Origin of the sequence: Psychrobacter sp. CMS30, assembly GCF_904846565.1 — a bacterium.
Lineage (GTDB): Bacteria > Pseudomonadota > Gammaproteobacteria > Pseudomonadales > Moraxellaceae > Psychrobacter > Psychrobacter maritimus.
Genome location: NZ_CAJHBF010000012.1, coordinates 60,437 through 86,483, shown reverse-complemented (window position 1 = coordinate 86,483; position 26,047 = coordinate 60,437). Strand labels below are relative to the sequence as shown.

Below are 26,047 nucleotides of genomic sequence, written 5' to 3'. Positions count from 1 at the left end.
TAGCCATTATCTTTTTATAGAAAAAATCCGCTGACAGTAGCAACGGATTTTAATAATAGAGATATTACATTTTATTCTAATCCTAATGCATTTTATCAACCGCCGTGTCATCAAATTCAGCAAGCATCTCAGTAATGCGTTGATCCTTTTGACGCCAAATTTGCTCGACCCAATCAAACATCTGCGCTTTGACTGCGTCATCGTTTTCGTAACCACCGTTTTGAATACCCGCAAACAGCTCGTCAGGTATCTTAATATGGCGGACATCGACGCCTAAGCGTTTGATATTACCTTTCCACAAATCGCCATAGGTTGGTACGCCGTCAGGATAAACGATGGTCATATCTAAGATACCATCCATGTCAGCGCCCAAGGCGTTAATAGCCAGCGACAAACCACCGGCGCGTGGTTTTAATAGATGGGTATAGGGTGAATGTTGTTTATCGTGTTTTTCTTGGGTAAAGCGCGTGCCCTCTAAGTAGTTCAATAAGGTAAAGGGCTTGTCCTTTAATAACGCACAAGCACGCTTTGCTTCTTCGATATCTTTACCTTGAAGAGCAGGGTTTTTAGCAACCGCTTCTTTAGAGTGGCGGCGCATCATTGGGAAGTCTAAAAAGTAAAACGCCTGTCCAACGATAGGAATATAAATCAGCTCAAACTTGGTAAAAAAGCGGGTCAGCGGCAAGCGTTTTTCACTGATATATTGCACGATACTGGTATCTACCCAAGATTGATGGTTACTGACCAGCAGGTACTTACCGTCCATATGGACATCATTTGGCAAATGAATGCGCCAGTCTTTACGCGGCAACATATTGTCGATGAGCGCATTGTTGCTACTAATCCAGTGTTCAGCGATTTTAATCACTGTCTTATCGGCGATAGGAGCGCCGGTGATGATTTTACCAACCCCCATTAGCCATAACGGAATGCTACCGCCAAAACTATTGGCAGCGATGACCCCAGTTGCTGTCGCAAGCGACATGGCTTTTGCTAATTTTGGCGTACGTTCGTGTATTTTTTGTATGGCAGAATTTAAGCGCATATCCAATTCCTTCCTATTCATTTCGTTAATCACGCAACTTTTTTTAGAATTTTTTAATCAACCTCAAAATATATAACTAATGTATTCTTAATATGGACTCTTATTTATTAGTAATAATTTCGCCATATAAAAGCCAATGATATAAATAAGCCTCTGTTAACAAGCGCCTATATTTAATTGAGCCAACGTACTTTTGATAGCATTTTTATCATTTTGAACTACTTAATACCTTAACTAAGTTCAGTTATTATTCCACGTCAAGTCCTGATGTTTTTGATGCAATAATCATTTTGTTGGCTGATTTTAGCAGAAAAATATTATAGTGTACGACTGTAAACGTGACTTGCGGTAGCAAATTGGCTCTGTTGCTAAGCAATAAGTCATAAACAGTTATGCACTTTTCATACATAGATGTGACAAAATATTACACACAAATGGATGGCAATTGCCATAATAATAGCAAGTGTGGATAAACATCTAAACAATATTGCTGACCAATAATTGCTGATCAATAATGGTCATAAGCAATATTTATAAAAAGCAAATTTATCTATCGATTTTTTTAACTTAAGAGGAAATATTATGCGTAATACATTAATGATTGCAGCAGTGGCATCAGGTTTGGCTCTAAGCGGTTGTGCTACAGATCCATACACTGGCCAACAGACGCTTAACAAGTCTGCACTTGGCGCATTAGCTGGTGCAGCTGGTGGCGCGACTATCTCAAAAGCAACAGGTGGCGACAAAACTGGTCGTGATGCTGCTATTGGCGCTGCACTAGGTGCTGGCGTTGGTTACTATATGGATCGTCAAGCCAAGCAACTTCAACAGCAAATGGCTGGTACTGGTGTGACAGTTACACCGAATGCTAATGGTAACATTGACTTGGTTATGCCAGGTAATATCACGTTCTCGTTTGATGATGCGTCTTTAAACCCATCATTTAGACCAACGCTTGATAAGCTTGCCTCTACAATGAATGAATATAACCAAAACACCATTACTATTGCCGGTCATACCGACAGTAAAGGTGCTGATGCTTATAACATGAAATTATCACGTGACCGTGCTTATGCAGTAGCGAACTACTTAAGTGCACGTGGCGTAGCTTCTAACCGTATCAACGTAGTCGCTTATGGTGAGTCGCGTCCAGTTGCTGATAACAGCAGTGAATATGGTCGTCAACAAAACCGCCGTGTAGAGCTAACCGTTAATGCGCCAAACAGCGTTCGTTAATCAATATTGATTGGTTAAATATAGAACATTAGATGAAAGAGGCCAGCGCAAAGCTGGTCTTTTTTTTGCCTAAAATTTGTCCTAAAACTTATGTAGGATTTTAAAATTATATTTGATAATAGTTATCAATAACATTATAATTCGCAAGTATTAAATTCTGCTAGCATGTAATGATATTGTGAAATTGACAGTTTTACTCTAATCAATATTTGCTACTTATCTTGCTAAGTTTTCTCCTTATAACTCTCTAGACTTCTACTTTGCTATTTTATTTAGTGTATCTCATCGAGGACGTGTATGAATATCAGCCCAGCGCCAAGCCGTAAAATTTTACCGACTACTTTAGCTGCTGCTCTGGCAGGGATATTAATGATATCGGGTTGTAGCAAACAGTCTGATGAGACTGCAAGTACGGACGCCCAAGCTGACGTCCAAGGCACTGAAAAAACAGACAATAAAACCTCGTCAGCGGCTGCCCAAGCGCATATCGATCGCTTGCTGATTAGCTATGCTGATATGGCGCATGCCGCCTACAAGGACTCTTTAGAAACCGCCAAAATTTTACAAACGGCGGTTAATACTTATGTAGAAACGCCGACCCAAGAAAATCTTGACGCTGCAAAAGCGGCTTATAAAGCGGCGCGCCAGCCGTATTCACAGACTGAGATATTCCGCTTTGACGAAGGCTTTGTGACGGCTAATGACAAACGTGCGCTTGGCAGTATCGATGGCTGGGAAGGGCAGGTAAATGCTTGGCCGCTTGATGAGGCATTGATTGATTATGTGAGTGACAGTTATGAGGGTGAATATAACAGTCAGGACAATATTATCAACAGTGACAGCATTACAGTCGGTAGCCTAAAACAAGATACGACCACCATTACGCCTGAATTATTGGCTGAGATGAGTGAGATCGGTGGGAGTGAAGCCAATGTCACCACCGGCTATCATGCGATTGAGTTTATGCTGTGGGGTCAAGATACCAATGGCGTCGGTGAGGGCGCAGGTAACCGTCCAGTGAGCGACTATATAGCAACCGACGGTGAATGCACCAGCGGTGACACGGTCAATAGTGATGCCAGTATTTGCGAGCGCCGTGGGCAGTATTTAAAAGCGGTTACTCAGTTATTGGTCGATGATTTAACTGCGATGGAAGCCCAGTGGCAGCCTAACAGCGAAAACACCTTGCGTAGCGACATGATGGAACGTAAAGACAAAAATGGTCTACGTCAAATTATGTACCAAATGGGCAGCTTAGCACTTGGTGAGCTGGCATCTGAGCGCATACAAGTGGCCTTTGTCACCGGCTCTACCGAAGATGAGCATGAATGCTTTAGTGATTTGACCCATTTAAGCTATGCCAATAATGCCCGCGGTATTCAAAATGTCTTTAATGGCAGCTATAAAACCGTCGCCGGTAAAACGGTCGGCGGATACGGCGTTAAACACTATCTTATTGATACCGGTAATACAGAGGCGGCTGATAAGCTCGCGGCTGATTTTGCTAAAGTAGAAGCGGCCTTTAAGGTAATTGTTGATAAAGGCGAAAAAGACGGCATCAAGGTCGACCAAATGATTGCGACGGTAGGACAAGCAAGCAAGCATGGTATCTCTGCTGAAGAGCAAAATAAACGCCGTGGTTGGATTGAAAGCAGCATTACGAGCTTACAAGAGCTAACCGCTGGTATTGAAAACGCTGCAAAAGCCGTTGGTATTGATAATCTAGACGCCGATGCAGGCTCACAGTTTTAAGACAATGCGTATTTAATAACGTCAATTGGCTGTGTGTTTGTGGCTGTACGTATAGGATTGGTTTTATATGCCTAATAAGTCACTATAAGCGAATGAGAATTATTTTCATAGAAAAATAATTTAGGTATAATACACACGTTGTCGACTACCGTTGGCAGCGTGTTTTTTTTATAGCGTATTAAGATAGCCAGATATGTCATAGCGCAGTGAATACTATATTGAATAGAAATACTTATCGAATAGAAGTGAAAAAATTATAGCACGCGATTTTAATGGTTCTATATTAGAACTAAGGTTCCCTATGAGCAGCAGTAATGTGTTAAAAGCTAAACAATCTATCGCGTTTTATTCCTCTTTAATATTTAAGCATTCGCCACTGAAGCTATCGCTAGGAATAGTATGTGCACTATCCATAAGCGCCTGTCAGCCAAGCGATAATGTTGCTAATAATGCTACAGATGACGGCAAACCTTCGGAAAGCAGCCATTCTGAAGCAATCACTTTTGAACGTGTCCAGACTATTGAGACATTAGCTGGCGTGCCTATGCAGCAGCTTGCCAGCTTTGATGCGCAAGAGATTAAGCAAGGCGGCGATACTGGTATTAGTATCACCACTAGCGAGAGCTACTCTAAACCTTCCTCAAATATTACCGCTTCACGTAAAGGTTCTTTTTTTATCGGTAATGCATTTTTTAGGCAGCCGTGGGTGGTTGCGCCGGCGAGTACCGATAGCCGGGATGGTCTAGGTGCATTATTTAACGTCGCTGCCTGTCAGTCCTGTCATATCAAAGACGGTCGCGGTCATGCGCCTATGAGCAGTGAGGATGATGCTGACAGTTTGCTTATTCGCCTTGCTATGCCTGCCACTACCGAGGAGCAGCGCCAAAAATTAGAGAATTCCTTGATAGAAAAAGTTGTGCATTCCATGTATGGCGGTCAATTGCAGGACCGCGGTATTCAAGGCGTTCCTGCTGAAGCGCGCATTGCGGTACAGTGGACAGATAAACCCGTCACCTTTGCTGATGGGCATGTTGAAACACTGCGGTCGCCAACCTTTAATTTGACCAAACCCGGTTATGGTGCATTTGATGATGAGCTGATGGTGTCGCCGCGTGTTGCCTTACCTATGATTGGGCTTGGGCTACTCGAGCAAATTCCAGACGAAGTTATTAAAAAACAAGCGATAAAAACAAATAATGCCAATGGCGATATTAGCGGCAAATTCAACTGGGTTATGGATCCACAAACGGGTAAAGTGGCATTAGGTCGCTTTGGTTGGAAAGCTGGGCAAACCAAATTGATTACCCAAAACCAAAGTGCCTTTAACGAAGATATGGGACTGACCTCCAATATCCGTCCGCATGAATCCTGCATGCCCACGCAGACCGCTTGTATAAACGCGGCAACGGGTGCTGATGAGCAAGGTAATGGCAAGCCGCCTGTCGAAGTCAATGATGAAGTGGCAAAGTTCGTTGAATTCTATACCCGTAATTTAGCGGTGCCGCATCGCCGCAATGCTGATGATAAGCTAGTACTGGCGGGCAAAAAACGCTTTTATGATATGGGTTGTCAAAGCTGTCATACGCCAAGATATCAGTTGCCAAAAACCGACGATGACCATCTTGAGCAGCATGGGCAAGTGATTTATCCTTATACCGATTTATTATTACATGACATGGGAAATGATCTTGCTGATCGTACTATCGCTGGCAAGCTGCCATCGAAAGACTTGCAGGTTGAGTTTTTAGCCAATTCTTATGAATGGCGTACGCCTGCTTTGTGGGGTATTGGGCTTGCGCAAACCGTTGATTCGCAAGCGACATTTTTACATGATGGGCGCGCGCGCACCTTGATGGAAGCGGTACTTTGGCATGGCGGCGAAGCGGAAAAGCAGAAACAAAAAGTATTAAAGTTAGACAAACAAGGGCGCAGTGAATTGAATGCGTTCTTAAAGTCATTATAAAAGTCAGGCTATACACTTTAAAAGCCATTTAAAAACCATCTAAAAGGCATTTAAAAATTGCCCGCCTTAAATGTACAGATTTAAATAATTACTTATATTAATAGCCATATAAATACCGAGAAACCTATGAAAATAAACCATGCTTTAGCAATGGCACTATCAGCACTAAGTGCGGGTATCCTTATCAGCTGCGTCAAACCTGCTGATGAGAGCAAAGCACCAGAAGTGGACAGCCAAGTTGCTCAAGAGAGTGCTACTTCTACGGCTACAGCTGAAAAAGATAGTAGTACAGATAAGATTACCGCTGTTGATATTAGCGCTGATACTGAAAAGACCTATTTGACCCATGTGGCAAATGATATTGTTATTCCCGCTTATGCGGATGCCGCGAAGCAGAGTGATTTATTGTATGAATTGACACAGAAATCTTGTCAGCAAGCGCCAGTCAGCGGTGATGAGCTGCAAGCGCTGCGCGCCCAATGGCTGGTGCTCGCACAAGCATGGGCTGGCGCTGAGATGATTAATTTCGGTCCAGCGACGGCGAGCATGAGTAATTTATATATCAATTATTATCCTGATGAGCGCGGTCTGGTGCATGGTGGTGTTGCCGATCTCATTGCTGCCAATCCTAAGCTTACCGCTGAGCAACTGGCTAACGAGAGCGCTATTGTCCAAGGTATACCAGGATTAGAAGAAGCGTTATATGCCAATGATAGCTTGGATGTTGGTCAATGTGCTTATGTGATGAGCGCAAGTAGTGCCTTAAGCACGCGCCTTAAAGATATTGAGAAAAACTGGCAGAAAAATTCAACTACTTTATTAGCGATTGATAAAACCGCTGAGAGTGACCAAGGTTTAAACCAATGGTTTAATTCTTTATTGTCATTGGTTGAGACCATGAAGTCCAATGCCATTGATCAGCCATTAGGCTTAACCGGTAAGAAAAAAGGTCACCTGCCAGCTGCGACCGCAGGGCAAAGCCGCGCGATTATCAATGCTAAATTGGCCACGCTCAATAAAGCAATGACCGATCCCGTCTTAACCGCTATTCTTGGTAGCAATAATGAAAACGCAGTGGCGGATAATTTATCGACCGCACTTGCTGATGCGACCACACTATTGGCGCAAATGCCAGAAGACTTAGCGACGGCTGATAAAGCTACCCAGCAAGAGCTGTATGACAAGCTGACGACCATTACGCGCATTATTAAACGCCAATTGATTCCGACGCTCGGTATCCGTGTGGGCTTTAACAGCACTGATGGCGATTAAAAAAATGCACTCTATCGATACTAAAACAGCAAATGAGTCACAAAAGCAGCAGCCTAATAATGAGCTGTTAGTAACATCCGCATTGACCATGCTGTCTGCTGTCATGGGTACAGCCGCGCTTGTCGGTATCCATCATCGTTATCGTAAGCAGCGTCACCCTGATGCCAGCTTGCAGGACTATGTAGTAGGTATGCGCTCGCAGTTGCAGTCGTTAATCGCAACATCAAAACGTGAGCTCGTGCAGTTTCGTTATGCTTGTCAGCAAGCTACAACTGCATGGCAACAAGCTTATCGTTTACCGATAGATGATTTGAAAAATGCCAATAATAATAGCCTAGCTGACTTTAGCGCCGCACATACCACCACCGTACTACCGCGCCCCGTTTGTTGGGTTAGCGGTGTTGCTTCTATGCCAAAAAACATCGTATTAGAAAATGATGATGGCGCTGATGCCTGTCATAATGAAAATGACTTTGGTGTGGTCGGTATCGATGCCGATAGACAAATCGTCTGGCAAACGACTATGCCTGAACGTGTGCACGATATCGTTGTTCAGCCTGTTTTGGACCGCGAAAGTAACTTTTCTAACCACAACCAAAATGCTAATTATAACCAAAATCGTGATGTCGTGGTCATGGGTCGGCGTCCGAGTGCAAAGTTTTGGTTATTAGACACGGCGAGCGGACAAGTAAATTTTGCTATTAAAGCATCTACTCATCGGCATTTTTATGGGCATGCTTGCTATAGCTTAGATGGTAAGTTGCTCTATGTGACTGAAAATGACACCATAAGTTTAGAGGGTAAAATCGGTATCTATGATGCTGATGATAATTACAAAAAAATAGCAGAATCTGACTCGCATGGTATCGGTCCGCATGAGCTGATTATGCATCCTGATGGCGAGACGTTGGTGATTGCGAATGGTGGTATCAAAACCGAGCAAGCGTCGCGCGAAGAACTTAATTTAGACAGCATGCGTCCATCATTAGTTTATCTTAATCGTCATACTGGCGCTTTGCTTGAGCAGATTACGCCTGAACACAATCAGATGAGCGTACGTCACCTGGCCATGCATGACGATGGAACGGTGATGATAGGTATTCAGTTTCAAGGTGAAAAGCATATCAATGTGCCGCTAGTATTGACTCATAAACGCGGTGATAGTGATTTTAAAGCGCTTATTATGCCCAATAACCAGTGGCAACGCTTTCATCAATATATCGCCAGTGTAGCGGTCGACAGTGAGCGTAACTTATTATGCGTGACCACGCCGATTGGGGGTTGTGCAGCGCTTTATGACTTAAATACTCGCACCTTGATAACTGATGTAAGCTTGCCAGATTGTGCAGGGACAGCAGTACTGTTTAGTCAGCGCACTAATAAGACAGATAGTCGTGATGAGCAATCAGGCTTTATTGTTAGTGATGGCCAAGGTCAGTTAACGGCGTTAACTGTTGATAGCTTGGCAACGGCACAATTGAATACTGTAGAGAAAAGTGAGCGTATTCTTAAAGACAGCAAATGTCATATGATGTCGTTTGACAATCACTTGCAAGCGCTTTGAGCATGAATATGCCTTCTGCATATCAGTCACCTTTATTAGAAAAATCTATTCAACGTTTGGCGCAAGCGGATATTGAGCTACATATCAGTAAAAAGCGGGTTAAAAATATCAACTTTCGCCTAAAACCGCATAAATTAATGGTTTCTGTGCCATTGTTTATTAGTTCAGCCCAAGCTGCGCAGGCTGTGGCGAAACGTGTGCCATGGGCAATCGCTAACCACGGCCAAGTATTAGAGCAATATAGACGGCGACAACTCCCTTCAAAAGAGTCTTCAAAAGAGTCATCAACTGCCGATAGCACGTTGCTGTTATGGGGCGTAGAGCAATCGTTTACCTTAAATTATGATAAAAAAATTACTTACTATCGACAACAGCTTTCTGAAGTCATACCTTCTCTGTTTGAAAAATGGCAACCAATTGTCGGTGCGACAGCCAATGAGATACGTCTAAAGAAAATGCATACGCGCTGGGGCAGTTGTAATACCCGTGCACGGCGAATTTGGTTGTCTGTCTATCTGCCCGCTTATCCTATCGAATGCACCGAATACGTCATCGTCCATGAGCTGTGTCATTTGCATCATGCCAATCATAGTCGCGTCTTTTGGCAAACGGTGGCGACCGCGATGCCTGATTATCAGCATTGGCATAATATGCTGGCAGGGAAGACGGGACAGTTAGATTAAACTCTTCACCTAAGTATTATCAACAAGTATTATCAACAAGTACTGTCAACAAGCGCCATAAGACTGATATGATTAATCATAACGATACAAATTATGTCGTTTAAATAATAAGTCTTATCTATCGTATATACAGGGATGTCATATGGAAAATGTCAATCAAGCAGCGTTTTGGCAGCAGCGTTATGAGCAAGACAGTATCGGCTGGGATATGGGACAGGTGTCGCCACCGCTCCAAGCTTATATTGATCAATTGCCTGAATCTGCTAAAAGTCAGGCTGTTTTAGTGCCAGGGGCAGGTAATGCTTACGAGGTTGGTTATCTCCATGAGCAAGGTTTTACCAATGTTACCTTGGTTGATTTTGCGCCTGCGCCGATTGACGCTTTTGCGGAGCGCTATCCTGACTTTCCAGCTGAGCATTTAATCTGTGCCGACTTTTTTGAATTGTCGCCTGAGAAGTATCAGTTTGATTGGGTGCTTGAGCAGACGTTTTTTTGTGCGATAAATCCTGCGCGCCGTGATGAATATGTAGCGCAGATGGCAGCATTATTGAAACCGAATGGTAAGCTGGTTGGTTTGCTGTTTGATAAAGACTTTGGACGAGATGAGCCACCGTTTGGCGGTACAAAAGCTGAATACCAACAGCGTTTTGCGCCTTATTTTGATATTGAGATTATGGAGACAAGTTATAACTCACATCCCGCACGGCAGGGCAGTGAGCTGTTTATTAAGATGCAAGCAAAATAATCTCACGCTTGATGTTTTCTCGAGCTTGTTCTTCTAACCGTGCATAGTAATAATCAGTCAGATAAAGCGTTGGATGCGCTAACAATCCTTTTAATACTGCTATGCGTCCAACGCGATAATCTATATTTGAGATATGCGCATATTCTTGGAGGACAGCTTGCGCATAGCGTTCATACTCAGGCCAAGATGCCCCTAAAATACTTAAGTCCATATCTAGTAAATAGGCGGCATCGCTTTTTCTAGCTTTGTCTGACCCTTCATCAATGTCGGCAATTTGATGGCTAGCCGTCATCATTATCAGCGCGTAGATATATTGGCATTGCTCAGCACTTAGATAAGGGCTTAAGGACTTGACGGCATATTCTGCACTTTTAGGCTCATTATCTGAGCGCGTCGGCGCATATATCACGTCATGATAAAACAGTGCCAATGCGATAATATGCGGCTCATTTAAATGGTGCTTAATCTGTTCAAACTGCGTAAATAACTGCTGAATATGCTGCAAGCTATGATAAGTGCGCTGGCTTTCGTTATAGCGCACGGCGATATCTTGCCAAAGTGCTTTTAATATTGCTGGCTCGATAGCGTTATTAATAGCCGTTAAATGCCACTCGAAAATCGTCCCAAGCTCAGTCTCTATTTGTGACAACCCGTCCATAGTTAGCCTTTATTTAATGACTGCAATCTATTAGCAAATGCTTACTTTTTACTAGCCGCATCTTCAAATGCTTGTTTAAAGAGCTTACCTAATAAATTAACATCATCGACGCGGGCATAATTTAAACGAGTGACAAAGGCGATATGACGATGCGGTCCTTCCTCGGCTAGTGGCACCGCAACTGCATTTTGATTTTGCAGATGTAGCTGGTCTAATGCCATCTCTGGCACTAATGTCGTCCCCATATTGGCAAGGGCCATTTGAATAAGGGTGTTTAAGCTGGCATCAGAAAAACTGGATTTCATTTGCGCGCGGTCAAAATGACAGACCGTCAGTGTTTGATCCGTCAAGCAATGTCCTTCACCTAATAGCATCAGATTTGCCGTTGCTAGCTCATCAGCATTGATGGTTTTAAGTTTGGCATGGACGTCATCTTTTGGGAAGACGGCAAAAAAGTCCTCGCTCCAAAATTCAAAAGTATGCAAGCCATCGACCGCATACGGCAGCGCAATAATGGCGGTATCAATATGACCATAACGGACTTGCTCAAGCAAACGCTCGGTTTGCTGCTCGACAATGGTCATACGAAATTCTGGATAGTGTTCACGTAGCGCAGGCAACACTTTTGGCAGCAAATAAGGGGCAATCGTTGGAATAATTCCGACGGTCATAGGGTAAGCAAGTGGTGACTGATGGCTATGCGCGCGCGTGGTCAAATCATTGACTTCCGAAAACACGCGCTGCGCCCGCGTCAAGATATCTTCACCGATAGGCGTAATCAAGACTTGCTTATTATTACGCTCAAAAATCTGCGTATCAAGTTGTTTTTCTAACTCGGCGATACCCAAGCTCAGCGCTGATTGTGAGATATTACAGTCTTCTGCCGCACGCTTAAAATGACGATGTTTGGCAACCGCTAAGGCAAACTCAAGTTGACGTAAGGTAATCATAAAACCTCTCTGTTAATGGGTTTTTAACGCAATTTGTTTTACTCGTTTATCTTGTGTACTATAGCAATTTAATGCCGATGTACGGATAAAAAAGCAGATAGAATAGTTTAACAAGTTTAATAAAACAAAACATCACATTAAAAACTTTTAACTGGATTAACCATAGAATTCGCGTATAGTTTGTCAGGTAGCCCAGTTAAGCAAAGGGTTAGTAGAAATAACCAACAATAAACATCCATTAACTCAACAACAATCAATCAAAAAAAGGAGCCAATCATGGCGTCTATTATCAATCAAGAAATCCCAGAGTTTTCAGCAGATGCGTTTGTAAACGGTGAGTTCAAAACCATCACTTCAGAAGACGTAAAAGGCAGCTGGGCAATCTTCCTATTTTACCCAGCTGACTTTACCTTTGTTTGCCCAACTGAACTTGAAGACATGGCAGCTCATTACGAAGAGCTTAAAGGTTTGGGCGTAGAAGTGTACTCAGTATCAACCGATACGCATTTCACCCACAAAGCATGGCATGATTCTTCAGAAGCCATCGGCAAAGTAACTTACCCAATGATCGGCGATCCTACTGGTCGTATCACTCGTGGCTTTAACGTCATGATTGAAGAAGCAGGTTTGGCTGAGCGCGGTACATTCTTAGTGGATCCAGACGGCTTGATTCAAGTTGCTGAAATCCATGCAGGCGGCATCGGCCGTAGTGCAAAAGACATGCTACGTAAAGTGAAAGCAGCACAGTATGTTCGTGAAAACGACGGCGAAGTTTGCCCAGCAGCTTGGGAACAAGGTCAAGAAACTCTTAAACCAAGCCTTGATCTAGTTGGTAAAATCTAAGTCTTCCTTTATTAGACTAAAGTTATTAGATTAAGATTTTAGTATTATTTAAAGCGGTATTTGCTGATTGATAATGCTAAATAAAGTGCTAGAAAAAAGACCCCGTTAACTGATGTTAACGGGGTCTTTTTTTGTCTCAATCTTATAAGACTTTATAATGTCTAACGGTATAAACTGGCCACTAGTTAAGCATGAGATTGTAATTTATTTTTATCGATTATTTTGTAAATCTCATCTTTTAAATGCAGCTTTCGCCGTTTCATTTGCTCGATTTCTTCATCGCGACTGGCATGCTTGACCAAATCTTTATCCAGCTGATTGATTTGCTGATCAAGCTGCGTATGTTCGTCAAAAATAGTCGCAAAGTGACTGTCTTTTTGCTTAAGCTCAGCAATAATATCTCTGTTGTCTTGCCATGTATCAGTCTTTCTCATGTTGTCATCCTTGTTATAAAGCGCAAGCTTATCAAAGCATCGGCGCATTTTAGTTAAGAGTGCTGTGATGAATTGCTATGATTGTGAGACTTGAATGTCATTGAGCCAAATCGTTATTCAGCTCAAAAGTGCATAGACTTACTAGCAGCAGAAAGGGCTGTTAATACACTGCGATAACCGCCAACCTGCCATGGGACAAATAAGAGTTTTTCTTATTCGCTTCACTCGATTGTAGCGAAAAAATTTGCCAGATACTACGACTATCATTGACTTCTATTTATCAGTGGTTTTGAATTTAAATAATAATATCGGTTTATGATATATTTTACAAAACGTAAGGTTTGAGTTTATCAGCTTGCCCAAAACCTGCAAACCCCTGATAATAGACGTATCAAAGGTGGTAAGGCCGGTATTTTTAGCGTTCTAAATCAGCGACTTAACTTATCACCAAACCCTATTCAAATGCTCAGCATCGTAGCTGGCGTTACATATTTAATAATAATGAGGAACAAACATGATAGATAAAAGTTTATTAGATGCAGTCAAAAGCTACAGTGAAAACATGACCCGTCCAATTACCTTTGTATTGGGTAACGGCGAACATAGCAAGCGCGCTGAGCTGATTGATTTTTTGACTAAAATCGCTGGCACCACGGATAAGATTAATTTTGACAGTACAGCTACCGATGACAGCTTGCCAAGCCCGATTAGCTTTAAAGTAGTCAGCCATATCGATGGCGTATTGACCGATACCGGCATTGTCTTTAGCGGTATCCCTGGAGGTCATGAATTTACCTCGTTGATTTTGGCGATTTTGCAAGCTGGCGGTCATACGCTAAAACTTGATGAAGGTATTCAAAAGCTGATTAAGCGTTTTAATAAGCCGCTACAGTTTCAGACTTACGTGTCGCTCTCGTGCCACAGTTGCCCAGAAGTGGTGCAAGCGCTGAACCAATTTGCCTTGCTCAATGATGACATCAGTAATGAGATGATCGATGGCGCATTATTCCAAGAGCAAGTAGAAGCCAATAACATCCAAGGCGTACCAGCAGTGTTTTTAAATGGTAAGCCGTTTGCGAATGGTCTGATTGACACGGCTAAATTGATTGAGAAGTTGCAAGAGCAATTTCCTGATTTACTGAGCGAAGCTGATGACGATGCTGAACAGTTAGAGCAGCAAGATGTGACGATTATCGGAGCCGGTCCTGCTGGCGTGGCGGCAGCGATTTATACCGCGCGTAAAGGCTTAAAAGTCACTATGGTCGCCGATCGTATTGGTGGGCAAGTGAAAGACACGCAAGATATCGAGAACTTAATCTCTGTACCTTTAACGACCGGTAGTGAGCTGTCGGCGAACTTTGAAAAGCATTTGCACGAATATGATATTACGCTTAAAGAGCATGTCAGCGTCAAAGAAATTAGCGAAACGGATGATGAAAACTACCGTATTCATCTAAATACTGGCGAGACGTTTGAGACACGCAGTATTATCTTGGCAACGGGTGCTCAGTGGCGTAAGCTTGGTGTCCCAGGTGAAGATGAAAACGTCGGTAAAGGCGTTGCTTACTGCGCGCACTGTGATGGTCCATTCTTTAAAGGTAAAGACATCTCTGTCATCGGTGGCGGTAACTCAGGTATCGAGGCGGCGCTAGACTTGGCAGGTATCGTTAAACATGTGACCGTCCTTGAATTCGCCGATGAGCTAAAAGCGGATCAGGTATTGATTAATAAAGCCAAAGAAAAAGCCAATATTGAATTTATCACTGGAGCAGCGACTCAAGAAATCAAGGCGCAAGATGGTAAAGTGACGTCTATCGTTTATCAAGACCGTAGCAGCAGTGAAACCAAAGAGCTTGATGTTTCAGCAGTGTTTGTGCAGATTGGTTTGGTGCCGAATACTGAATTTGTCAAAGGCTTTGTTGATCTAAACCGCTTTGGTGAGATTGAGATTGACGAACGATGCCGCACCGACCGCAAAGGTATCTTTGCTTGTGGTGATGTCACGACCGTACCATTTAAGCAGATTAATATTGCAATGGGCGAAGGTTCAAAAGCCGCATTATCAGCGTTTGAATACTTAGTTATGCAGTAAGTTATTTAGCTTTACCGTTAGTGTTAAAAGCCATCTCAAATGAGATGGCTTTTTTTTGTGCTTATACAATCAGTTTTTATTCCGAATCAACGCAATCACGGGCAGCGCAACCACATACATCAACACACCATATACCGCAGCAGGTAGGGCGATGACCGGTAATGTGCTGACACCCATAATGATAGGTGCCAAGGTAATCGCAGTTGTGCTGTTTTGAATACTGGTTTCTATCGAGATGGTTTTGGTATCAAACCAGCTGAGCTGCATGGCTTTAGAGGTCAGAATACTTAACGCAAACAAGATGACAATGATAAAGACCAACTCAAACCCAATAGACGCCAATTGCTCTTGTAGTAATTGCCAGTTGGTCGCAATAGCAGCAAAGACGATTAAGACAAAAAACAGACTGGCTAAGCCATTTAGAATGCCGCTTCTACGTACCATAAAGTCAGTAAATTTATAACGCGCGAGCATACCTAGGGTCACAGGTAAGGTAGTCAGTAAAAACATCACCACGCCGATTTTTAGTGCGCTGATAGAGCCTGCTTGATCTTGCATAAAGTGATTAAAAGCCAGCGTAATTAAGATAGGCAGTGTCACCACTGATAACAGTCTCACTACGCCCGTGAGTGCGACTGACAGCGCCACATTACCTTTAGCATAGTAAGTGAGCATGTTGCTGGTCACACCGCCTGGGCAAAAGCTAATCAGCATGATACCAAAGGCAATAGCAGGTGGCGGCGACATGACTAAGACGACCGCTAACGCAACCAAAGGCACAAAAATGACTTGGTTGATTAAGCCGACAATAAACGCTTTTGGGTGATTAACGATGACCTTAAAATCACTTGGCTTAAGCCCCGTTCCTAAGGTAAACATAATATAGGCAAGTGCTAGCGGCAATAGCGCCAACGCATTATTACTCATGAAACATTCCTTGTTAAATATAGAGGCGCATTAAAGACCTATTGAAAGCGTATTAAAAGTAACTTGCTAAAGAAATCACAGTCCTTGTGTTTCTATCATCTTAAGCGTTATTAAAAATTTAGCAAACGTTTGATTTTGCGTTTGATGTAGTTTTAATCTGCTAATACACCAGCTACCGAGAGTAATTCACCTGCTTCATCTTCTTTAATAATGCGAGTTTCATAGAGTGCCGCTTCTCGCCAAGCTTGTAGATGAGGATTGTTTAACATCGTTGCACAATACTGTTTGGTTATTGGTTGCAATGGTATGCCCGAGGCGTCCGCATAAGTCTGCAAGCGTAGAACCACAGGGGCAAAAAAAGCATCGGCAGCCGTGAAAAGTCCAAACAAGTAGCTGTCTTTTGAGCGATTTTTTAAACAATCTGCAAAGATATTTTCTATACGGGCGATATCGCTTAGACAGGCAGCGCTTGGTTGTATTTTTGCTTTAGCTCGAATGTTCATCGGCATCTCACTACGAATGCCCATTAGACCTGAGTGCATCTCCGCAATAATGCTTTGGCAATAGGCGCTATTTATTCTGTTGCTGGTATTGATCTTAGTATCAGACTTACTCAGTCCTGTCCAAACATCTAAGTCTGTCAGATAGTCATTGGCGTGAATGGCAATCGCTAAGGTATCCCAGACCGTGACCTTATCGCTGTTATTATCGATGTCTTGACCATAAACCAAAACCGGTACTTTGCCGGTTGGCGCATGCTCATTGAGAATGGCTGTCGCTGATGGATGAAACAGCTCAATCAGTTGCTCATCAAAATCAATGTTAAATGCCTTGAGTAGTAGCCAAGCTCGCAATGACCACGACGAATAATTTTTATTGCCGATGATGAGTAGCGGTTTTTGCATCATAAAGTCCTATTAGTCGGTATCAGTAGGATTTTATTATGTCTTTATTATTAAGAATTGACCAGTCAATAGTTTAGTGGTATGCAAAAAAACGCCCATCCAAATTTTGGACGGGCGTTTCTCAAGCAGTAACGATTATATTTAAATCCGTATTAATCGTCTAATAAATCCATACGCTTTGCCGCCTCATAAATACCCGTTGAGCGGTTACCGGTACGGCAAAAAATCAGCATTGGCTGCTCAGCTTGGTTAAAAAAGTCCGCAAACTCTTCGACATGGTTTTGATTAAGCTCACTACCGGCAAAAGACACTTCTTTATAAGCAAGTCCTGCTTTTTTAGCGGCGGCTTCAATATCAGCACTGGTTGGTTGGTTTGGTTCTTCACCATCTGGACGGTTGTTGATAATGGTTTTAAAACCATTTTCAGCAATCATAGGTACTTGGTCAGGGGTGATTTGTCCGGTAATACTAACTTGATGGCTCATAAGAGCTCCTTGTTATTTTTTAGCGTAAAAATGAAAATTTTGTGATTAGCTTAAAGCACTTAAGTAAAATATAACGGCTCTTTACAACAAGCCTTGCATCAGCGCACTTTGATACAGTAATTTGGCGCGTGCACCCGTGCCGCAAAACATCAGGATGGGTTTGGGCATGGTGCGATAAAAGGCTGCAAACTGCTCGACAGTCGCCATGCTTAAACGCTCATCATCAAACGGTAAATGCTGATAGGTGAGGTTGGCTTTTGCCGTCGCGCTGGTAAAGTCACAGCTATTGGGCTGCGTCTCTGTCTCAGCGTCAGGTCGAATATTGAGCACAGAGCGGTAGCCAAGCTCGGCAATCTTGACGCATTGGCTTGGGTAAATTTGCTTATAAATGGTTAAATCATCGGTCATAAGTAGCTTAAGTCGCATATATTAAATGGCGTTAGAATTTCTGGTGTTTCTAGAGACAGTAAGTTTTAAATCTGATAGTAATTTAGCATAACACAGCTCTTATCATATCTCTGTTTTGTCATTGATGTTTTATAATTAAGGTTTTGTCACGGGTGTTTTGTCACGGGTGTTTTGTCACGGACAATAACGGTCATGAATAATTTAACTTGAGCTGCATAAATGCAGTGTTATTAAACATCCTTAAGCGCATTGACCGCATCCATGGTACTTAAATAAACCTGCCCTGATAGGTGGGTTATGACCGGTGTGTTTTCAATAATGTCCATCACCGGTCCCTTGATAAAGCTAAAGCTTAAGTGCTTTTTTTGATTCAACAGCTCTTGATTGAGGCTGATAAGCATCTCTTGGCCGGTCAAGTCAATATGATTGACCGCTGACATAATAAGAATAATCTCATGCGCTTCGGGATATTGCCGCGTCGCCTGTATGACCCTGCGATGCACGGATTCACTATTGCCAAAAAACAAGCTCTCATCGATACGCAGCATCAATAAATTGCTAAACGTCACCACATCATGACGATTGATATTGCGAAAATGTCCCGTACCCGCTAGCTGACCAACGACGGCGACATGTGGTTTGCTCGATTGCCAAATTAGGCTGGCAAACGACACCATCAAACCGATGACCAAGCCAGTATTTAGCCCAAATATCAGCACACCGATAAATGCTGCTAGAAAGCTTGCCGCATCTAAGCGGTCGCGTTGCCATGCTGACTTTAAAGTCGCCATATCAATGAGACCGACAATCGATGCCATGATGGTCGCGCCCAATAAAGCATAGGGCAGAGGTGATAATAAATTGCCAAAAGCGATTAACGCTGCAATCATGATCAGTATCGTTACTAAACTTGCGACCGGCGTTTTGGCACCTGAATCAGCATTCATTGCGGTACGTGAAAAGCCGCCAGCGACCGTAAAGCTTTGAAAGAATCCGCCCGCCATATTGGCCAGACCCAAACCAGTAAGCTCATGATTGGCATCAAAGGTTTCGCCGCGCAGGCGTGCATAATTGCTTGCAACTGAGCTGCTGGAAACAAAGATAATCAATGCCATTAAACCGGCGCTCGGTAATAGGTTGAGCGCTTCATGAAAATCTGGCACGTACGGTAGGGTAAAAGTAGGCAGACCCTGCGGAATAGTACCAATCGTTGCCACGCCGTGCGTTGTCCAATGTAAGCTCATGCTTAATACGATGGCAAGAGCAAGCAAAATGAGCGGAAATAGACGCTCAGCCCACTTAGTATAAGAGGCTGACAACCAAGAGCGCCAAACCCATTTGCTCGCATAACGGTTGGCAAATAACAGCGTAAAAGCAATGACGCCAATAACTAAGGTTAGCGGATGCAGCTGGCGGGCATACATCTGCATACTCGATAAGTAACCAATGAGACCATTACCTGCAATAGGAATCCCCGTCAGATACTTAAGCTGACTGACAAAAATCAGTACCGCCGCGCCACTGATAAAACCTGCTGATACGCCGCGACTGATAAACTGCATAATCCAGCCAAGCTTAAGCCGACCTGCCAGCCATAACATCGTCCCAACCATCAATGACAATAAACTGGCCATTAATATATATTGCTGCGTGCCCTCATTGGCGTAAGGATGCAAACTACTTGCCGTCATAATCGCGGTGATAGCGACGGGTCCCACAGCTTGCACATTACTTGAGCCTATCCACGCATACACCAGCACGGGTACGATAGCCGCATAGAGTCCATAGACAGGCGGCAATCCTGCTAGCACCGCATAACCTAAGCTTTGTGGAATGACGAGCACCCCAACGACCAATCCCGCGATGACATCAGTCGGCAGGGCAGACAGCTGGTACTGACGTAACCAAGCAGGAATCAGACGAGTGGCGATAGAAGGCATAGCAATAGGTCATCACAATATAAAAAAGGTTAATTACAGCTAAGAGCTAAATGACCAATTATGCGTCTGTTTTGGCACAAAAGCGCTCATACAATAACTGCAATACCGATAACGCATCATCGCTTGCGATACTATAATAGATTTGCTTGCCCTCGCGGCGGGTCGTCACCAGCTCGTCTTTACGTAAGATACCAAGCTGCTGCGACAAGCTTGGCTGACCGACACCGACTAAGTCTTCAAGCTCACTGACGCAGTATTCACCTTGGGTTAGCTGACATAGCAGTAATAAGCGATCAGGATGCGAGAGCGATTTTAATAATTGACTGGCCTGCATGGATGCATGTTGCATTTGCTCAGCAAGGTCTTTGGGTGCAAAGTCTGTTACGCTGGCAGATACAGGTTTACCAGTGTGATTAGTAGACGTGCTCAATGCTGAAGTTGAAGTAGTCAGAGCGAACTCCTTATTTAAGCTATAGATAAAAAAGGCAAAGTTTATAGATAAGATATGGTTATATATAGTTAATTATCAATGATATCGCGATTTATAGCAAGTTATCATTATTTACATTATATAAATTGATAAATTGTTAGCTGGTTGCTATAGTGGTATGCAAGATAGGTATTATGTACATTCAAATATTATAAACAAGTATTTATTATACGTAAGACTTCATTAAATAATAAAACATTCATATAAAAACAAAGAGGTAGCCATGCAAGTTCATTCCTTCTTACATAGCGACACAGAGACCTACACCCATGTACTCGCTGATGTGCAGCAGCAAGTGTGTGCCATTATCGATCCTGTTCTGGATTTCGATGCCAAGTCAGGACGTACGGATACCGCTAGTGTCGATAAGGTAATAGCGTTCGTGCGTGAGCAGGGTTGGGCGCTGGTTTATATTATAGAAACCCATGCCCATGCCGATCATATATCGGCCGCTATACATGTAAAAGAGACACTTGGCGGCAAACTGGTCATCGGTCAACATATCACTGAAGTGCAAAAAATATTTAAGCAAATTTTTAACTTTGATAGCAGCTTTCGTACCGATGCCAGCCAGTTTGATATCTTGACCGATGATGGCGAAACCTTGGCACTTGGCGGCATTACGATTACTGCCATGTATGTGCCCGGCCATACGCGCGCGGATATGGCGTATCTTGCCGCTGACGATGAAAAAACCGTGGTCTTTGTCGGTGATACGCTATTTGCTCCCGATGTGGGTACGGCGCGCTGTGACTTTCCGGGAGGAGACGCCAAAACCCTGTATCAGTCTATCCAAAAACTGCTGGCACTTCCTGATGAGACCCTGATGTATCTGTGCCATGACTATCCAAGTCAAGGTCGCAAGCATTGTCCAACCACGACGGTAGCAGCGCAAAAGCTCGGTAATATTCACGTTAAAGACGGCATTAATGAAGCCGAGTTTGTTGAGATGCGTGAGCGCCGCGATGCCAATTTAGAGATGCCGCGGCTCATTATCCCATCTGTACAACTTAATATTGATGCCGGTCATTTTCCAAAACCAGAAGACAATGGCACCCGTTATCTAAAAGTGCCGATTAATGCGCTTTAGTAACTAGGGCGTGTCCTCAATATACAAATAGAGCAGAAAGTTACGCAGGCACAATACGAGTAGCAGCCATCATAATGCTAATCTGTAAGATGAAATGAGAAATATGGTGAGATAAAAAGATGGCTGTTTTTTAGGATCAATTAATAATAACTGAGGATTTAGCTATGGAAATTAACGTTGGAAGTACTGAGCGTTTACTACGTATTATCGTTGGTGTGGTCATTATCGGCTTGGGGCTTTATTTCCAAAGTTGGTGGGGCGTAGTCGGTCTAATCCCCCTGCTAACTGGGCTATTCCGTTTTTGTCCGTTATATAAAATGCTTGGGATGAACACGTGTAAGCGCTAAATAATGATTAATTTTTATCGTAATAAATGCATAAATATCAAGCATAGGCGCTTTGCTAAGACGAGTGCCAATTCCAGTGCTAATGATAAAGGAGTTGTATAATGACTGAGCAAAACTCTCATCTGGTCTGCCCGCATTGTCAGGCAACCAATCGTATACCCGCCACACGGCTAAATGCGGCACCAAACTGCGGTAAATGTGGTCAGCCATTATTAACGGCCGGTCCTCATGAGCTAAATGCCCAAACGGTTAGTAAAGTCATTCAAAAAAACGAGGTATTGACCATCGTTGATTTTTGGGCAAGCTGGTGTCAGCCGTGTCTGATGATGGCACCGCAGTTTAAAGCGGCGGCCAGTCAGTTGCCGCAAGTGGTTTTTGCCAAAATACAAACCGATAAATACGAGCAAGCGGCGGCTCCTTACAATATTCGTAGCTTGCCGACGATGGTTGCTTTCAAAAATGGCAAAGAAGTCGCGCGCCAGTCTGGAGCGTTACCTAGCGATCAAATTGTGCAGTGGGTAAAAAGCTTAAACGCATAAGCGTTGCTTGAGTTTTTACTCCTGATTGTTAGACACAAAAAAGCCAATATGCTTATCGCGTATTGGCTTTTTTTGTAAGCTATTCTAAAAGATTACTTATGTAAGGTAAAGTGAGTCTATATGGAGAGTGCAGTCCAGGTAAGAAGTACAATAAGTGTTAAGATAAGGATTATAATTATCAAATTCAAAAATATTTTTAACACTTTCGAATCATGTGTTGCTGACTTTGGTTTACTGGCTGTAAACTTACGAATTTTTTCTTTTGTACTATCGAGTGATATCGAATCAGGGATATTAATCACTACTACTTTACTTCGTCGTCCTGATCCGTGGTCTGTTTTAGCAAAATCATATTGAAAATTATTTTCATCATTAAACTTACTTTCATACTCAGCTAATGATCTGTCGTACTTGCTGCGTTCGATAGGGTCGGATAATGTTTTATATGACTCATTAAACTGCTGCATGATTTGATCAGCGTTTGGATGATTGTTCTTGTCCGGGTGATATTTTTGCGATAAAGATTTAAAAGCAGCTCGTATAACTTCCGGAGAAGCATTCCTAGATACCATTAAGGTGTCATAGTGAGTATGAAGACTATTCATAGTTAAGTGATCTTATTAAGTTAACTTTGCTTAAGTATGATTAATTACTCACCATAAATCTTAATACCATTGGCAAAGCTACAACGCTGGATACGGGCAGACTGAATGATGGCATCACGCTCGCCATACAGTCTTGATAGCTTGGCATCGCGCGCTTTAGTATTGTTGCTTTGACCAACACCAAAGCTGATATTAGGGGAAATACCCCAGCGTCCAGCGGAAACCCCAACGCCGACGCCTGAGGCGGATAGGGTTGATTGCTCATTGCGCGCCGCATCGACATAGCGATTGACGCGATTATATTCTTGACTAAGCGCTTGGCAATCATAACTTTGATAGGTGCTTGGTGGCACATATTGCGGGGTGATATTACCCGTTGAGGCGCAGCCTGAGAGACCAAAAACGCCAGCTGTTGCCAGTAGTGTTGCTGCAGTAAGAGTTTTCATAATGTCTCCATAAGCTAAATGAGGATGTTTACCGTGCTTATTAATGCCTGCTGTTAATTAATATCTGTTTTGGTATTAATTAACAATGTTACGTTTTAAACAGTACATTTTAGAAAGCGTATTTATTTAAGATAGCAAAAAAGTGGCGATTAAGATATTGAAAAATATATCGTTTAGCAATGATTAAAACAAATTACCCGGTTTGCTAAAGGCAAGCACCACGATGCCGATATAAGCGACACCTGCAATCAGAATACCGGTTTTTCTTTGGCTCAGTGTTGCATTGTTATTAAAGGCTTTGATACTGGCGCTAAGGGCGGCAACGAGCAAGATAATTTTTGCAAAAACCCATTGCACGGGCGCATTGGCACTCATTAATTGCATGAGCATACCAGCCCCTGAAAGAATAATAACGGCATAGAGGATATGGGTAGAGATTTTGAGCGCCAATGGCATTTGCTTGTTTGCGCTTAATACCAGATAGCTTTGATATAAAAACGCCGCAATCAACAGTACTGCTATGAGCATATGTAAATGTTTCATTGGGTAGGATTTCCTTTAAAGGTGCCGTTTGCCAGCTTATTTATATTATTAGAAGTTAGTATTTGATTATAATGTTTAATGGTAGCTGTTTAAAAATAGTAAACAATAAAACCGCCATCTAACCTTTGTTTTGACCAGCGCACAGTGGACTCTCAGGGCTTTGACCTTGCCACTCTGTTGGCGTATAAGCATGAATAGCCAAGGCATGGATTTGACCACCTTGTGAGGTCAGTAGCGAGTTTGCCAGAGCATATACCAGCTGATGACGCGCAACTAGACGTTTGCCTTCAAAGGCGTCACTGACAATGGTCAGTTTAAAATGGCTTTCTTTACCGTCAAAGTAACCCGCATGATTCATCGATTCATTTACCAGCTCAATATGCTGCGCTTGCAAAGCCTGTAGCTCATTATTAAGGGCATCGGCGGTTGGAGTGTTAGTAGACAGATTGGTCGTAGGCGTATTGATAGTCATAATCATCCTTTATCTTATAGGGCTTAACCATTTAAATGGCTGATTGTGCCCATTATAGCAGACACAGTTCACTGTGCCGCTATGCTGCATCAAGTGACCGTTTATAGCCGTGCAATAGTCAGTTTACTATAAAATATTTTAGCAGCACGCATAAAAAAGCAGAGCGCAATATATGACGCTCTGCTTTTCTTATTTATCATTACTTACCATTAGTCCGTACTTGTCATTAGATTGATACTTAATGCTTAAGCATCATCCATTAACGGCGTGATCTTTGATAAAGCGGCATCACTTTAGGCATTAACGATTGTAGCTCAGCGATACGGTTGTTACTGGTCGGGTGAGTGCTTAAAAATTGTGGTGGCTCGCCTTTGCTGGCGCGCTGCATCTTTTGCCATAAAGTAATCGCTGCTTGTGGGTTATAGCCTGCACGTGCCATTAGCTCTAGACCGATTTGATCCGCCTCAGATTCCTGTGTACGGCTGTGCGGACGGCTCAATCCTAAATCGCCCGCGACGTTCGCCAGTTGCGCTTGCCCTTGTGAGAGACCAAAGATGCTCGCTGCCATACCAATACCAGTTTGGGTAGCGTATTGACGTGACAAGCGCTCACGTGAATGCTCACGTAGGGCGTGCGATATCTCATGTCCCATAATAGCGGCAATTTCATCGTCCGTTAAATTCAAGCGGTCGATAATACCCGAGTAAAACATAATTTTACCGCCGGGCATCACAAAGGCGTTTAAATCATTAGATTTAATGGTATGCACTTCCCATTGCCATTTTGCCGCATCAGGACGATAGACGCCGACTTGACCGACCAAACGGTTCGAGATATTTTTTAGGCGATTGAGCTGCGCGCTATTGGTATCCAGTAAGCCGCGTGCTTTTGCTTCTTGCAGCGTTTTGGCATAACTTTGCGCCGATAGCTGCAATACTTGCTCATTTGAGACTAATAATAGCTGCTGACGGTCAACGCCGACGGCACCAGTGCTAGTCGTGCTAGAACAACCGGTCATAGCCAATGCCGACAATGATGCCGCCATAACTGTTGTGGTAAGCAGTTTTTTCATAATAAACGTCCTCGCTGTAAATGGAAAAAATAAAGTGGAACAATGCCAATATTAAAATAGTAGAGGAAAGGGTAGCTTATTATTGAAGTATTGCTACCGTTTGCCCGTCTACTAAAACAGTGGAATTTTACTCCAACTGTCATTAGCCATAAGTATAATAATGTTAACAACCTAAAGCCTAGACAGAAAAAGTAACAATAGGCGGTAGGATTGTAAGTGCTGTTAAAAGGTAAGTAGGTCGCACAAGAGATAATGGAAGTGGATACAGCAGTTAAAGCCGCTTTATCGTTTGCGCGCAAGCGTTTCTATTTCTATAATTTCTATAGAAAAATTATATTTTGCTAGCATTTTAACGTTGTCAGCATGTTGTAAGCAAAGGTTAGGCGGGCAGAATGCTGAGACTGCTATTATTTTTTCTATTTATTTGAAATTATTATCTTAATGAGGTAAATTAAAATAGCAATTAGAATCAATACTCTATGCTTGTTTTTCTCTTAAGATAAATTTAAAAACCATACCTTTGATTAAAAATTTGAAAAAA

General features: G+C 42.8%; 27 protein-coding genes. 12 read left to right on the top strand and 15 right to left on the bottom strand.

Annotation, left to right across the window (positions count from 1 at the left end; genetic code table 11):
- Nucleotides 1-82: 82 nt before the first annotated feature.
- On the bottom strand, nucleotides 83-1,045 hold the full coding sequence (locus JMX94_RS08145) for an acyltransferase (RefSeq protein WP_201564875.1): 963 nt from the start codon (nucleotides 1,043-1,045) through the stop codon (nucleotides 83-85).
- 582 nt (nucleotides 1,046-1,627) lie between these two features.
- On the opposite strand from JMX94_RS08145, the gene JMX94_RS08140 reads away from it, so the two are divergent.
- From JMX94_RS08140 to JMX94_RS08110, 7 genes are all read left to right on the top strand, one after another.
- Nucleotides 1,628-2,281, top strand: coding sequence for an OmpA family protein (locus JMX94_RS08140; RefSeq protein ID WP_201564874.1), 654 nt, complete (start codon nucleotides 1,628-1,630; stop codon nucleotides 2,279-2,281).
- 297 nt (nucleotides 2,282-2,578) lie between these two features.
- Nucleotides 2,579-4,033, top strand: a complete 1,455-nt coding sequence (locus JMX94_RS08135; protein WP_201564873.1) for an imelysin family protein — start codon at nucleotides 2,579-2,581, stop codon at nucleotides 4,031-4,033.
- Between the two features lie 301 nt (nucleotides 4,034-4,334).
- Entirely contained in the window at nucleotides 4,335-5,996 is a 1,662-nt protein-coding gene (locus tag JMX94_RS08130) for a di-heme oxidoredictase family protein (protein ID WP_201564872.1), read from the top strand.
- A 126-nt stretch (nucleotides 5,997-6,122) separates the two neighbouring features.
- Nucleotides 6,123-7,268, top strand: a complete 1,146-nt coding sequence (locus tag JMX94_RS08125; RefSeq protein WP_201564871.1) for an imelysin family protein — start codon at nucleotides 6,123-6,125, stop codon at nucleotides 7,266-7,268.
- The gene (locus JMX94_RS08120) at nucleotides 7,237-8,832 is read left to right on the top strand and encodes a DUF1513 domain-containing protein (RefSeq protein WP_227673566.1); all 1,596 of its coding nucleotides are present in this window, start codon (nucleotides 7,237-7,239) and stop codon (nucleotides 8,830-8,832) included. Before JMX94_RS08125 ends, JMX94_RS08120 begins: the two co-directional genes overlap by 32 nt.
- A gap of 2 nt (nucleotides 8,833-8,834) precedes the next feature.
- Nucleotides 8,835-9,515, top strand: a complete 681-nt coding sequence (locus tag JMX94_RS08115; RefSeq protein ID WP_201564870.1) for a M48 family metallopeptidase — start codon at nucleotides 8,835-8,837, stop codon at nucleotides 9,513-9,515.
- A 142-nt stretch (nucleotides 9,516-9,657) separates the two neighbouring features.
- A complete protein-coding gene (locus JMX94_RS08110) occupies nucleotides 9,658-10,260 on the top strand; it encodes a methyltransferase domain-containing protein (protein ID WP_201564869.1) in 603 nt (200 codons plus the stop codon).
- On the opposite strand, the gene JMX94_RS08105 is transcribed toward JMX94_RS08110, so the two are convergent.
- The gene (locus tag JMX94_RS08105) at nucleotides 10,241-10,918 is read right to left on the bottom strand and encodes a hypothetical protein (RefSeq protein WP_201564868.1); all 678 of its coding nucleotides are present in this window, start codon (nucleotides 10,916-10,918) and stop codon (nucleotides 10,241-10,243) included. The genes JMX94_RS08110 and JMX94_RS08105 overlap by 20 nt on opposite strands.
- 41 nt (nucleotides 10,919-10,959) lie before the next feature.
- Entirely contained in the window at nucleotides 10,960-11,868 is a 909-nt protein-coding gene (locus JMX94_RS08100; RefSeq protein ID WP_201564867.1) for a hydrogen peroxide-inducible genes activator, read from the bottom strand.
- A gap of 276 nt (nucleotides 11,869-12,144) precedes the next feature.
- On the opposite strand from JMX94_RS08100, the gene ahpC reads away from it, so the two are divergent.
- Nucleotides 12,145-12,711, top strand: a complete 567-nt coding sequence (gene ahpC, locus JMX94_RS08095) for an alkyl hydroperoxide reductase subunit C (RefSeq protein WP_201564866.1) — start codon at nucleotides 12,145-12,147, stop codon at nucleotides 12,709-12,711.
- 185 nt (nucleotides 12,712-12,896) lie between these two features.
- Here the strand turns inward: ahpC and JMX94_RS08090 are convergent, their stop codons facing one another.
- Nucleotides 12,897-13,145: a YdcH family protein gene (locus JMX94_RS08090; RefSeq protein WP_201564865.1), complete on the bottom strand. Its 249-nt coding sequence runs from the start codon at nucleotides 13,143-13,145 to the stop codon at nucleotides 12,897-12,899.
- Nucleotides 13,146-13,659: 514 nt separating this feature from the next.
- Here JMX94_RS08090 and ahpF point away from each other — a divergent pair.
- Nucleotides 13,660-15,237: an alkyl hydroperoxide reductase subunit F gene (gene ahpF / locus JMX94_RS08085; RefSeq protein WP_201564864.1), complete on the top strand. Its 1,578-nt coding sequence runs from the start codon at nucleotides 13,660-13,662 to the stop codon at nucleotides 15,235-15,237.
- 69 nt (nucleotides 15,238-15,306) lie between these two features.
- Here the strand turns inward: ahpF and JMX94_RS08080 are convergent, their stop codons facing one another.
- The 6 genes from JMX94_RS08080 to JMX94_RS08055 form a co-directional block, all read right to left on the bottom strand.
- Nucleotides 15,307-16,164 (bottom strand): bile acid:sodium symporter family protein, encoded by an 858-nt coding sequence (locus JMX94_RS08080; RefSeq protein WP_201564863.1) that lies wholly within the window; start codon nucleotides 16,162-16,164, stop codon nucleotides 15,307-15,309.
- 152 nt (nucleotides 16,165-16,316) lie between these two features.
- Entirely contained in the window at nucleotides 16,317-17,072 is a 756-nt protein-coding gene (locus JMX94_RS08075) for a glutathione S-transferase family protein (RefSeq protein ID WP_227673565.1), read from the bottom strand.
- A gap of 149 nt (nucleotides 17,073-17,221) precedes the next feature.
- Complete coding sequence (locus JMX94_RS08070; protein ID WP_201564862.1) at nucleotides 17,222-17,554, bottom strand: TIGR01244 family sulfur transferase; 333 nt, start codon at nucleotides 17,552-17,554, stop codon at nucleotides 17,222-17,224.
- Between the two features lie 81 nt (nucleotides 17,555-17,635).
- A complete protein-coding gene (locus JMX94_RS08065) occupies nucleotides 17,636-17,962 on the bottom strand; it encodes a beta-lactamase hydrolase domain-containing protein (protein ID WP_201564861.1) in 327 nt (108 codons plus the stop codon).
- Nucleotides 17,963-18,192: 230 nt separating this feature from the next.
- Entirely contained in the window at nucleotides 18,193-19,902 is a 1,710-nt protein-coding gene (locus JMX94_RS08060) for a SulP family inorganic anion transporter (protein WP_201564860.1), read from the bottom strand.
- A gap of 58 nt (nucleotides 19,903-19,960) precedes the next feature.
- On the bottom strand, nucleotides 19,961-20,332 hold the full coding sequence (locus JMX94_RS08055) for an ArsR/SmtB family transcription factor (protein ID WP_374220408.1): 372 nt from the start codon (nucleotides 20,330-20,332) through the stop codon (nucleotides 19,961-19,963).
- A 283-nt stretch (nucleotides 20,333-20,615) separates the two neighbouring features.
- On the opposite strand from JMX94_RS08055, the gene JMX94_RS08050 reads away from it, so the two are divergent.
- The 3 genes from JMX94_RS08050 (at nucleotide 20,616) to trxC (ending at nucleotide 22,368) form a co-directional block, all read left to right on the top strand.
- Nucleotides 20,616-21,482 (top strand): MBL fold metallo-hydrolase, encoded by an 867-nt coding sequence (locus JMX94_RS08050; protein ID WP_201564859.1) that lies wholly within the window; start codon nucleotides 20,616-20,618, stop codon nucleotides 21,480-21,482.
- Nucleotides 21,483-21,646: 164 nt separating this feature from the next.
- Nucleotides 21,647-21,829, top strand: a complete 183-nt coding sequence (locus JMX94_RS08045) for a DUF2892 domain-containing protein (protein WP_201564858.1) — start codon at nucleotides 21,647-21,649, stop codon at nucleotides 21,827-21,829.
- A 101-nt stretch (nucleotides 21,830-21,930) separates the two neighbouring features.
- Complete coding sequence (gene trxC / locus JMX94_RS08040; RefSeq protein ID WP_201564857.1) at nucleotides 21,931-22,368, top strand: thioredoxin TrxC; 438 nt, start codon at nucleotides 21,931-21,933, stop codon at nucleotides 22,366-22,368.
- Between the two features lie 116 nt (nucleotides 22,369-22,484).
- Here the strand turns inward: trxC and JMX94_RS08035 are convergent, their stop codons facing one another.
- From JMX94_RS08035 to JMX94_RS08015, 5 genes are all read right to left on the bottom strand, one after another.
- Nucleotides 22,485-22,973, bottom strand: coding sequence for a J domain-containing protein (locus JMX94_RS08035; protein WP_201564856.1), 489 nt, complete (start codon nucleotides 22,971-22,973; stop codon nucleotides 22,485-22,487).
- Between the two features lie 44 nt (nucleotides 22,974-23,017).
- A complete protein-coding gene (locus JMX94_RS08030; RefSeq protein WP_201564855.1) occupies nucleotides 23,018-23,419 on the bottom strand; it encodes a hypothetical protein in 402 nt (133 codons plus the stop codon).
- 183 nt (nucleotides 23,420-23,602) lie between these two features.
- Entirely contained in the window at nucleotides 23,603-23,962 is a 360-nt protein-coding gene (locus tag JMX94_RS08025; protein ID WP_201564854.1) for a SirB2 family protein, read from the bottom strand.
- Between the two features lie 118 nt (nucleotides 23,963-24,080).
- Nucleotides 24,081-24,434, bottom strand: coding sequence for a BolA family transcriptional regulator (locus tag JMX94_RS08020; RefSeq protein ID WP_201564853.1), 354 nt, complete (start codon nucleotides 24,432-24,434; stop codon nucleotides 24,081-24,083).
- 259 nt (nucleotides 24,435-24,693) lie between these two features.
- Nucleotides 24,694-25,506: a M48 family metallopeptidase gene (locus JMX94_RS08015; protein ID WP_201564852.1), complete on the bottom strand. Its 813-nt coding sequence runs from the start codon at nucleotides 25,504-25,506 to the stop codon at nucleotides 24,694-24,696.
- Nucleotides 25,507-26,047: the final 541 nt, after the last annotated feature.

What these genes read in the sequence shown, in the direction of transcription:
- JMX94_RS08125 (WP_201564871.1), top strand. Translation starts at nt 6,123, where the DNA reads ATGAAAATAAACCATGCTTTAGCAATGGCACTATCAGCACTAAGTGCG.
- JMX94_RS08050 (WP_201564859.1), top strand. Translation starts at nt 20,616, where the DNA reads ATGCAAGTTCATTCCTTCTTACATAGCGACACAGAGACCTACACCCAT.
- JMX94_RS08065 (WP_201564861.1), bottom strand. Translation starts at nt 17,962, where the DNA reads ATGACCGATGATTTAACCATTTATAAGCAAATTTACCCAAGCCAATGC.
- JMX94_RS08035 (WP_201564856.1), bottom strand. Translation starts at nt 22,973, where the DNA reads ATGAATAGTCTTCATACTCACTATGACACCTTAATGGTATCTAGGAAT.
- JMX94_RS08030 (WP_201564855.1), bottom strand. Translation starts at nt 23,419, where the DNA reads ATGAAAACTCTTACTGCAGCAACACTACTGGCAACAGCTGGCGTTTTT.
- JMX94_RS08075 (WP_227673565.1), bottom strand. Translation starts at nt 17,072, where the DNA reads ATGATGCAAAAACCGCTACTCATCATCGGCAATAAAAATTATTCGTCG.
- JMX94_RS08145 (WP_201564875.1), bottom strand. Translation starts at nt 1,045, where the DNA reads ATGCGCTTAAATTCTGCCATACAAAAAATACACGAACGTACGCCAAAA.
- JMX94_RS08100 (WP_201564867.1), bottom strand. Translation starts at nt 11,868, where the DNA reads ATGATTACCTTACGTCAACTTGAGTTTGCCTTAGCGGTTGCCAAACAT.
- JMX94_RS08130 (WP_201564872.1), top strand. Translation starts at nt 4,335, where the DNA reads ATGAGCAGCAGTAATGTGTTAAAAGCTAAACAATCTATCGCGTTTTAT.
- JMX94_RS08015 (WP_201564852.1), bottom strand. Translation starts at nt 25,506, where the DNA reads ATGAAAAAACTGCTTACCACAACAGTTATGGCGGCATCATTGTCGGCA.
- ahpF (WP_201564864.1), top strand. Translation starts at nt 13,660, where the DNA reads ATGATAGATAAAAGTTTATTAGATGCAGTCAAAAGCTACAGTGAAAAC.
- JMX94_RS08105 (WP_201564868.1), bottom strand. Translation starts at nt 10,918, where the DNA reads ATGGACGGGTTGTCACAAATAGAGACTGAGCTTGGGACGATTTTCGAG.
- JMX94_RS08060 (WP_201564860.1), bottom strand. Translation starts at nt 19,902, where the DNA reads ATGCCTTCTATCGCCACTCGTCTGATTCCTGCTTGGTTACGTCAGTAC.
- JMX94_RS08140 (WP_201564874.1), top strand. Translation starts at nt 1,628, where the DNA reads ATGCGTAATACATTAATGATTGCAGCAGTGGCATCAGGTTTGGCTCTA.
- JMX94_RS08025 (WP_201564854.1), bottom strand. Translation starts at nt 23,962, where the DNA reads ATGAAACATTTACATATGCTCATAGCAGTACTGTTGATTGCGGCGTTT.
- JMX94_RS08090 (WP_201564865.1), bottom strand. Translation starts at nt 13,145, where the DNA reads ATGAGAAAGACTGATACATGGCAAGACAACAGAGATATTATTGCTGAG.
- JMX94_RS08115 (WP_201564870.1), top strand. Translation starts at nt 8,835, where the DNA reads ATGAATATGCCTTCTGCATATCAGTCACCTTTATTAGAAAAATCTATT.
- JMX94_RS08020 (WP_201564853.1), bottom strand. Translation starts at nt 24,434, where the DNA reads ATGACTATCAATACGCCTACGACCAATCTGTCTACTAACACTCCAACC.
- JMX94_RS08080 (WP_201564863.1), bottom strand. Translation starts at nt 16,164, where the DNA reads ATGAGTAATAATGCGTTGGCGCTATTGCCGCTAGCACTTGCCTATATT.
- JMX94_RS08045 (WP_201564858.1), top strand. Translation starts at nt 21,647, where the DNA reads ATGGAAATTAACGTTGGAAGTACTGAGCGTTTACTACGTATTATCGTT.
- trxC (WP_201564857.1), top strand. Translation starts at nt 21,931, where the DNA reads ATGACTGAGCAAAACTCTCATCTGGTCTGCCCGCATTGTCAGGCAACC.
- JMX94_RS08135 (WP_201564873.1), top strand. Translation starts at nt 2,579, where the DNA reads ATGAATATCAGCCCAGCGCCAAGCCGTAAAATTTTACCGACTACTTTA.
- ahpC (WP_201564866.1), top strand. Translation starts at nt 12,145, where the DNA reads ATGGCGTCTATTATCAATCAAGAAATCCCAGAGTTTTCAGCAGATGCG.
- JMX94_RS08110 (WP_201564869.1), top strand. Translation starts at nt 9,658, where the DNA reads ATGGAAAATGTCAATCAAGCAGCGTTTTGGCAGCAGCGTTATGAGCAA.
- JMX94_RS08070 (WP_201564862.1), bottom strand. Translation starts at nt 17,554, where the DNA reads ATGAGCCATCAAGTTAGTATTACCGGACAAATCACCCCTGACCAAGTA.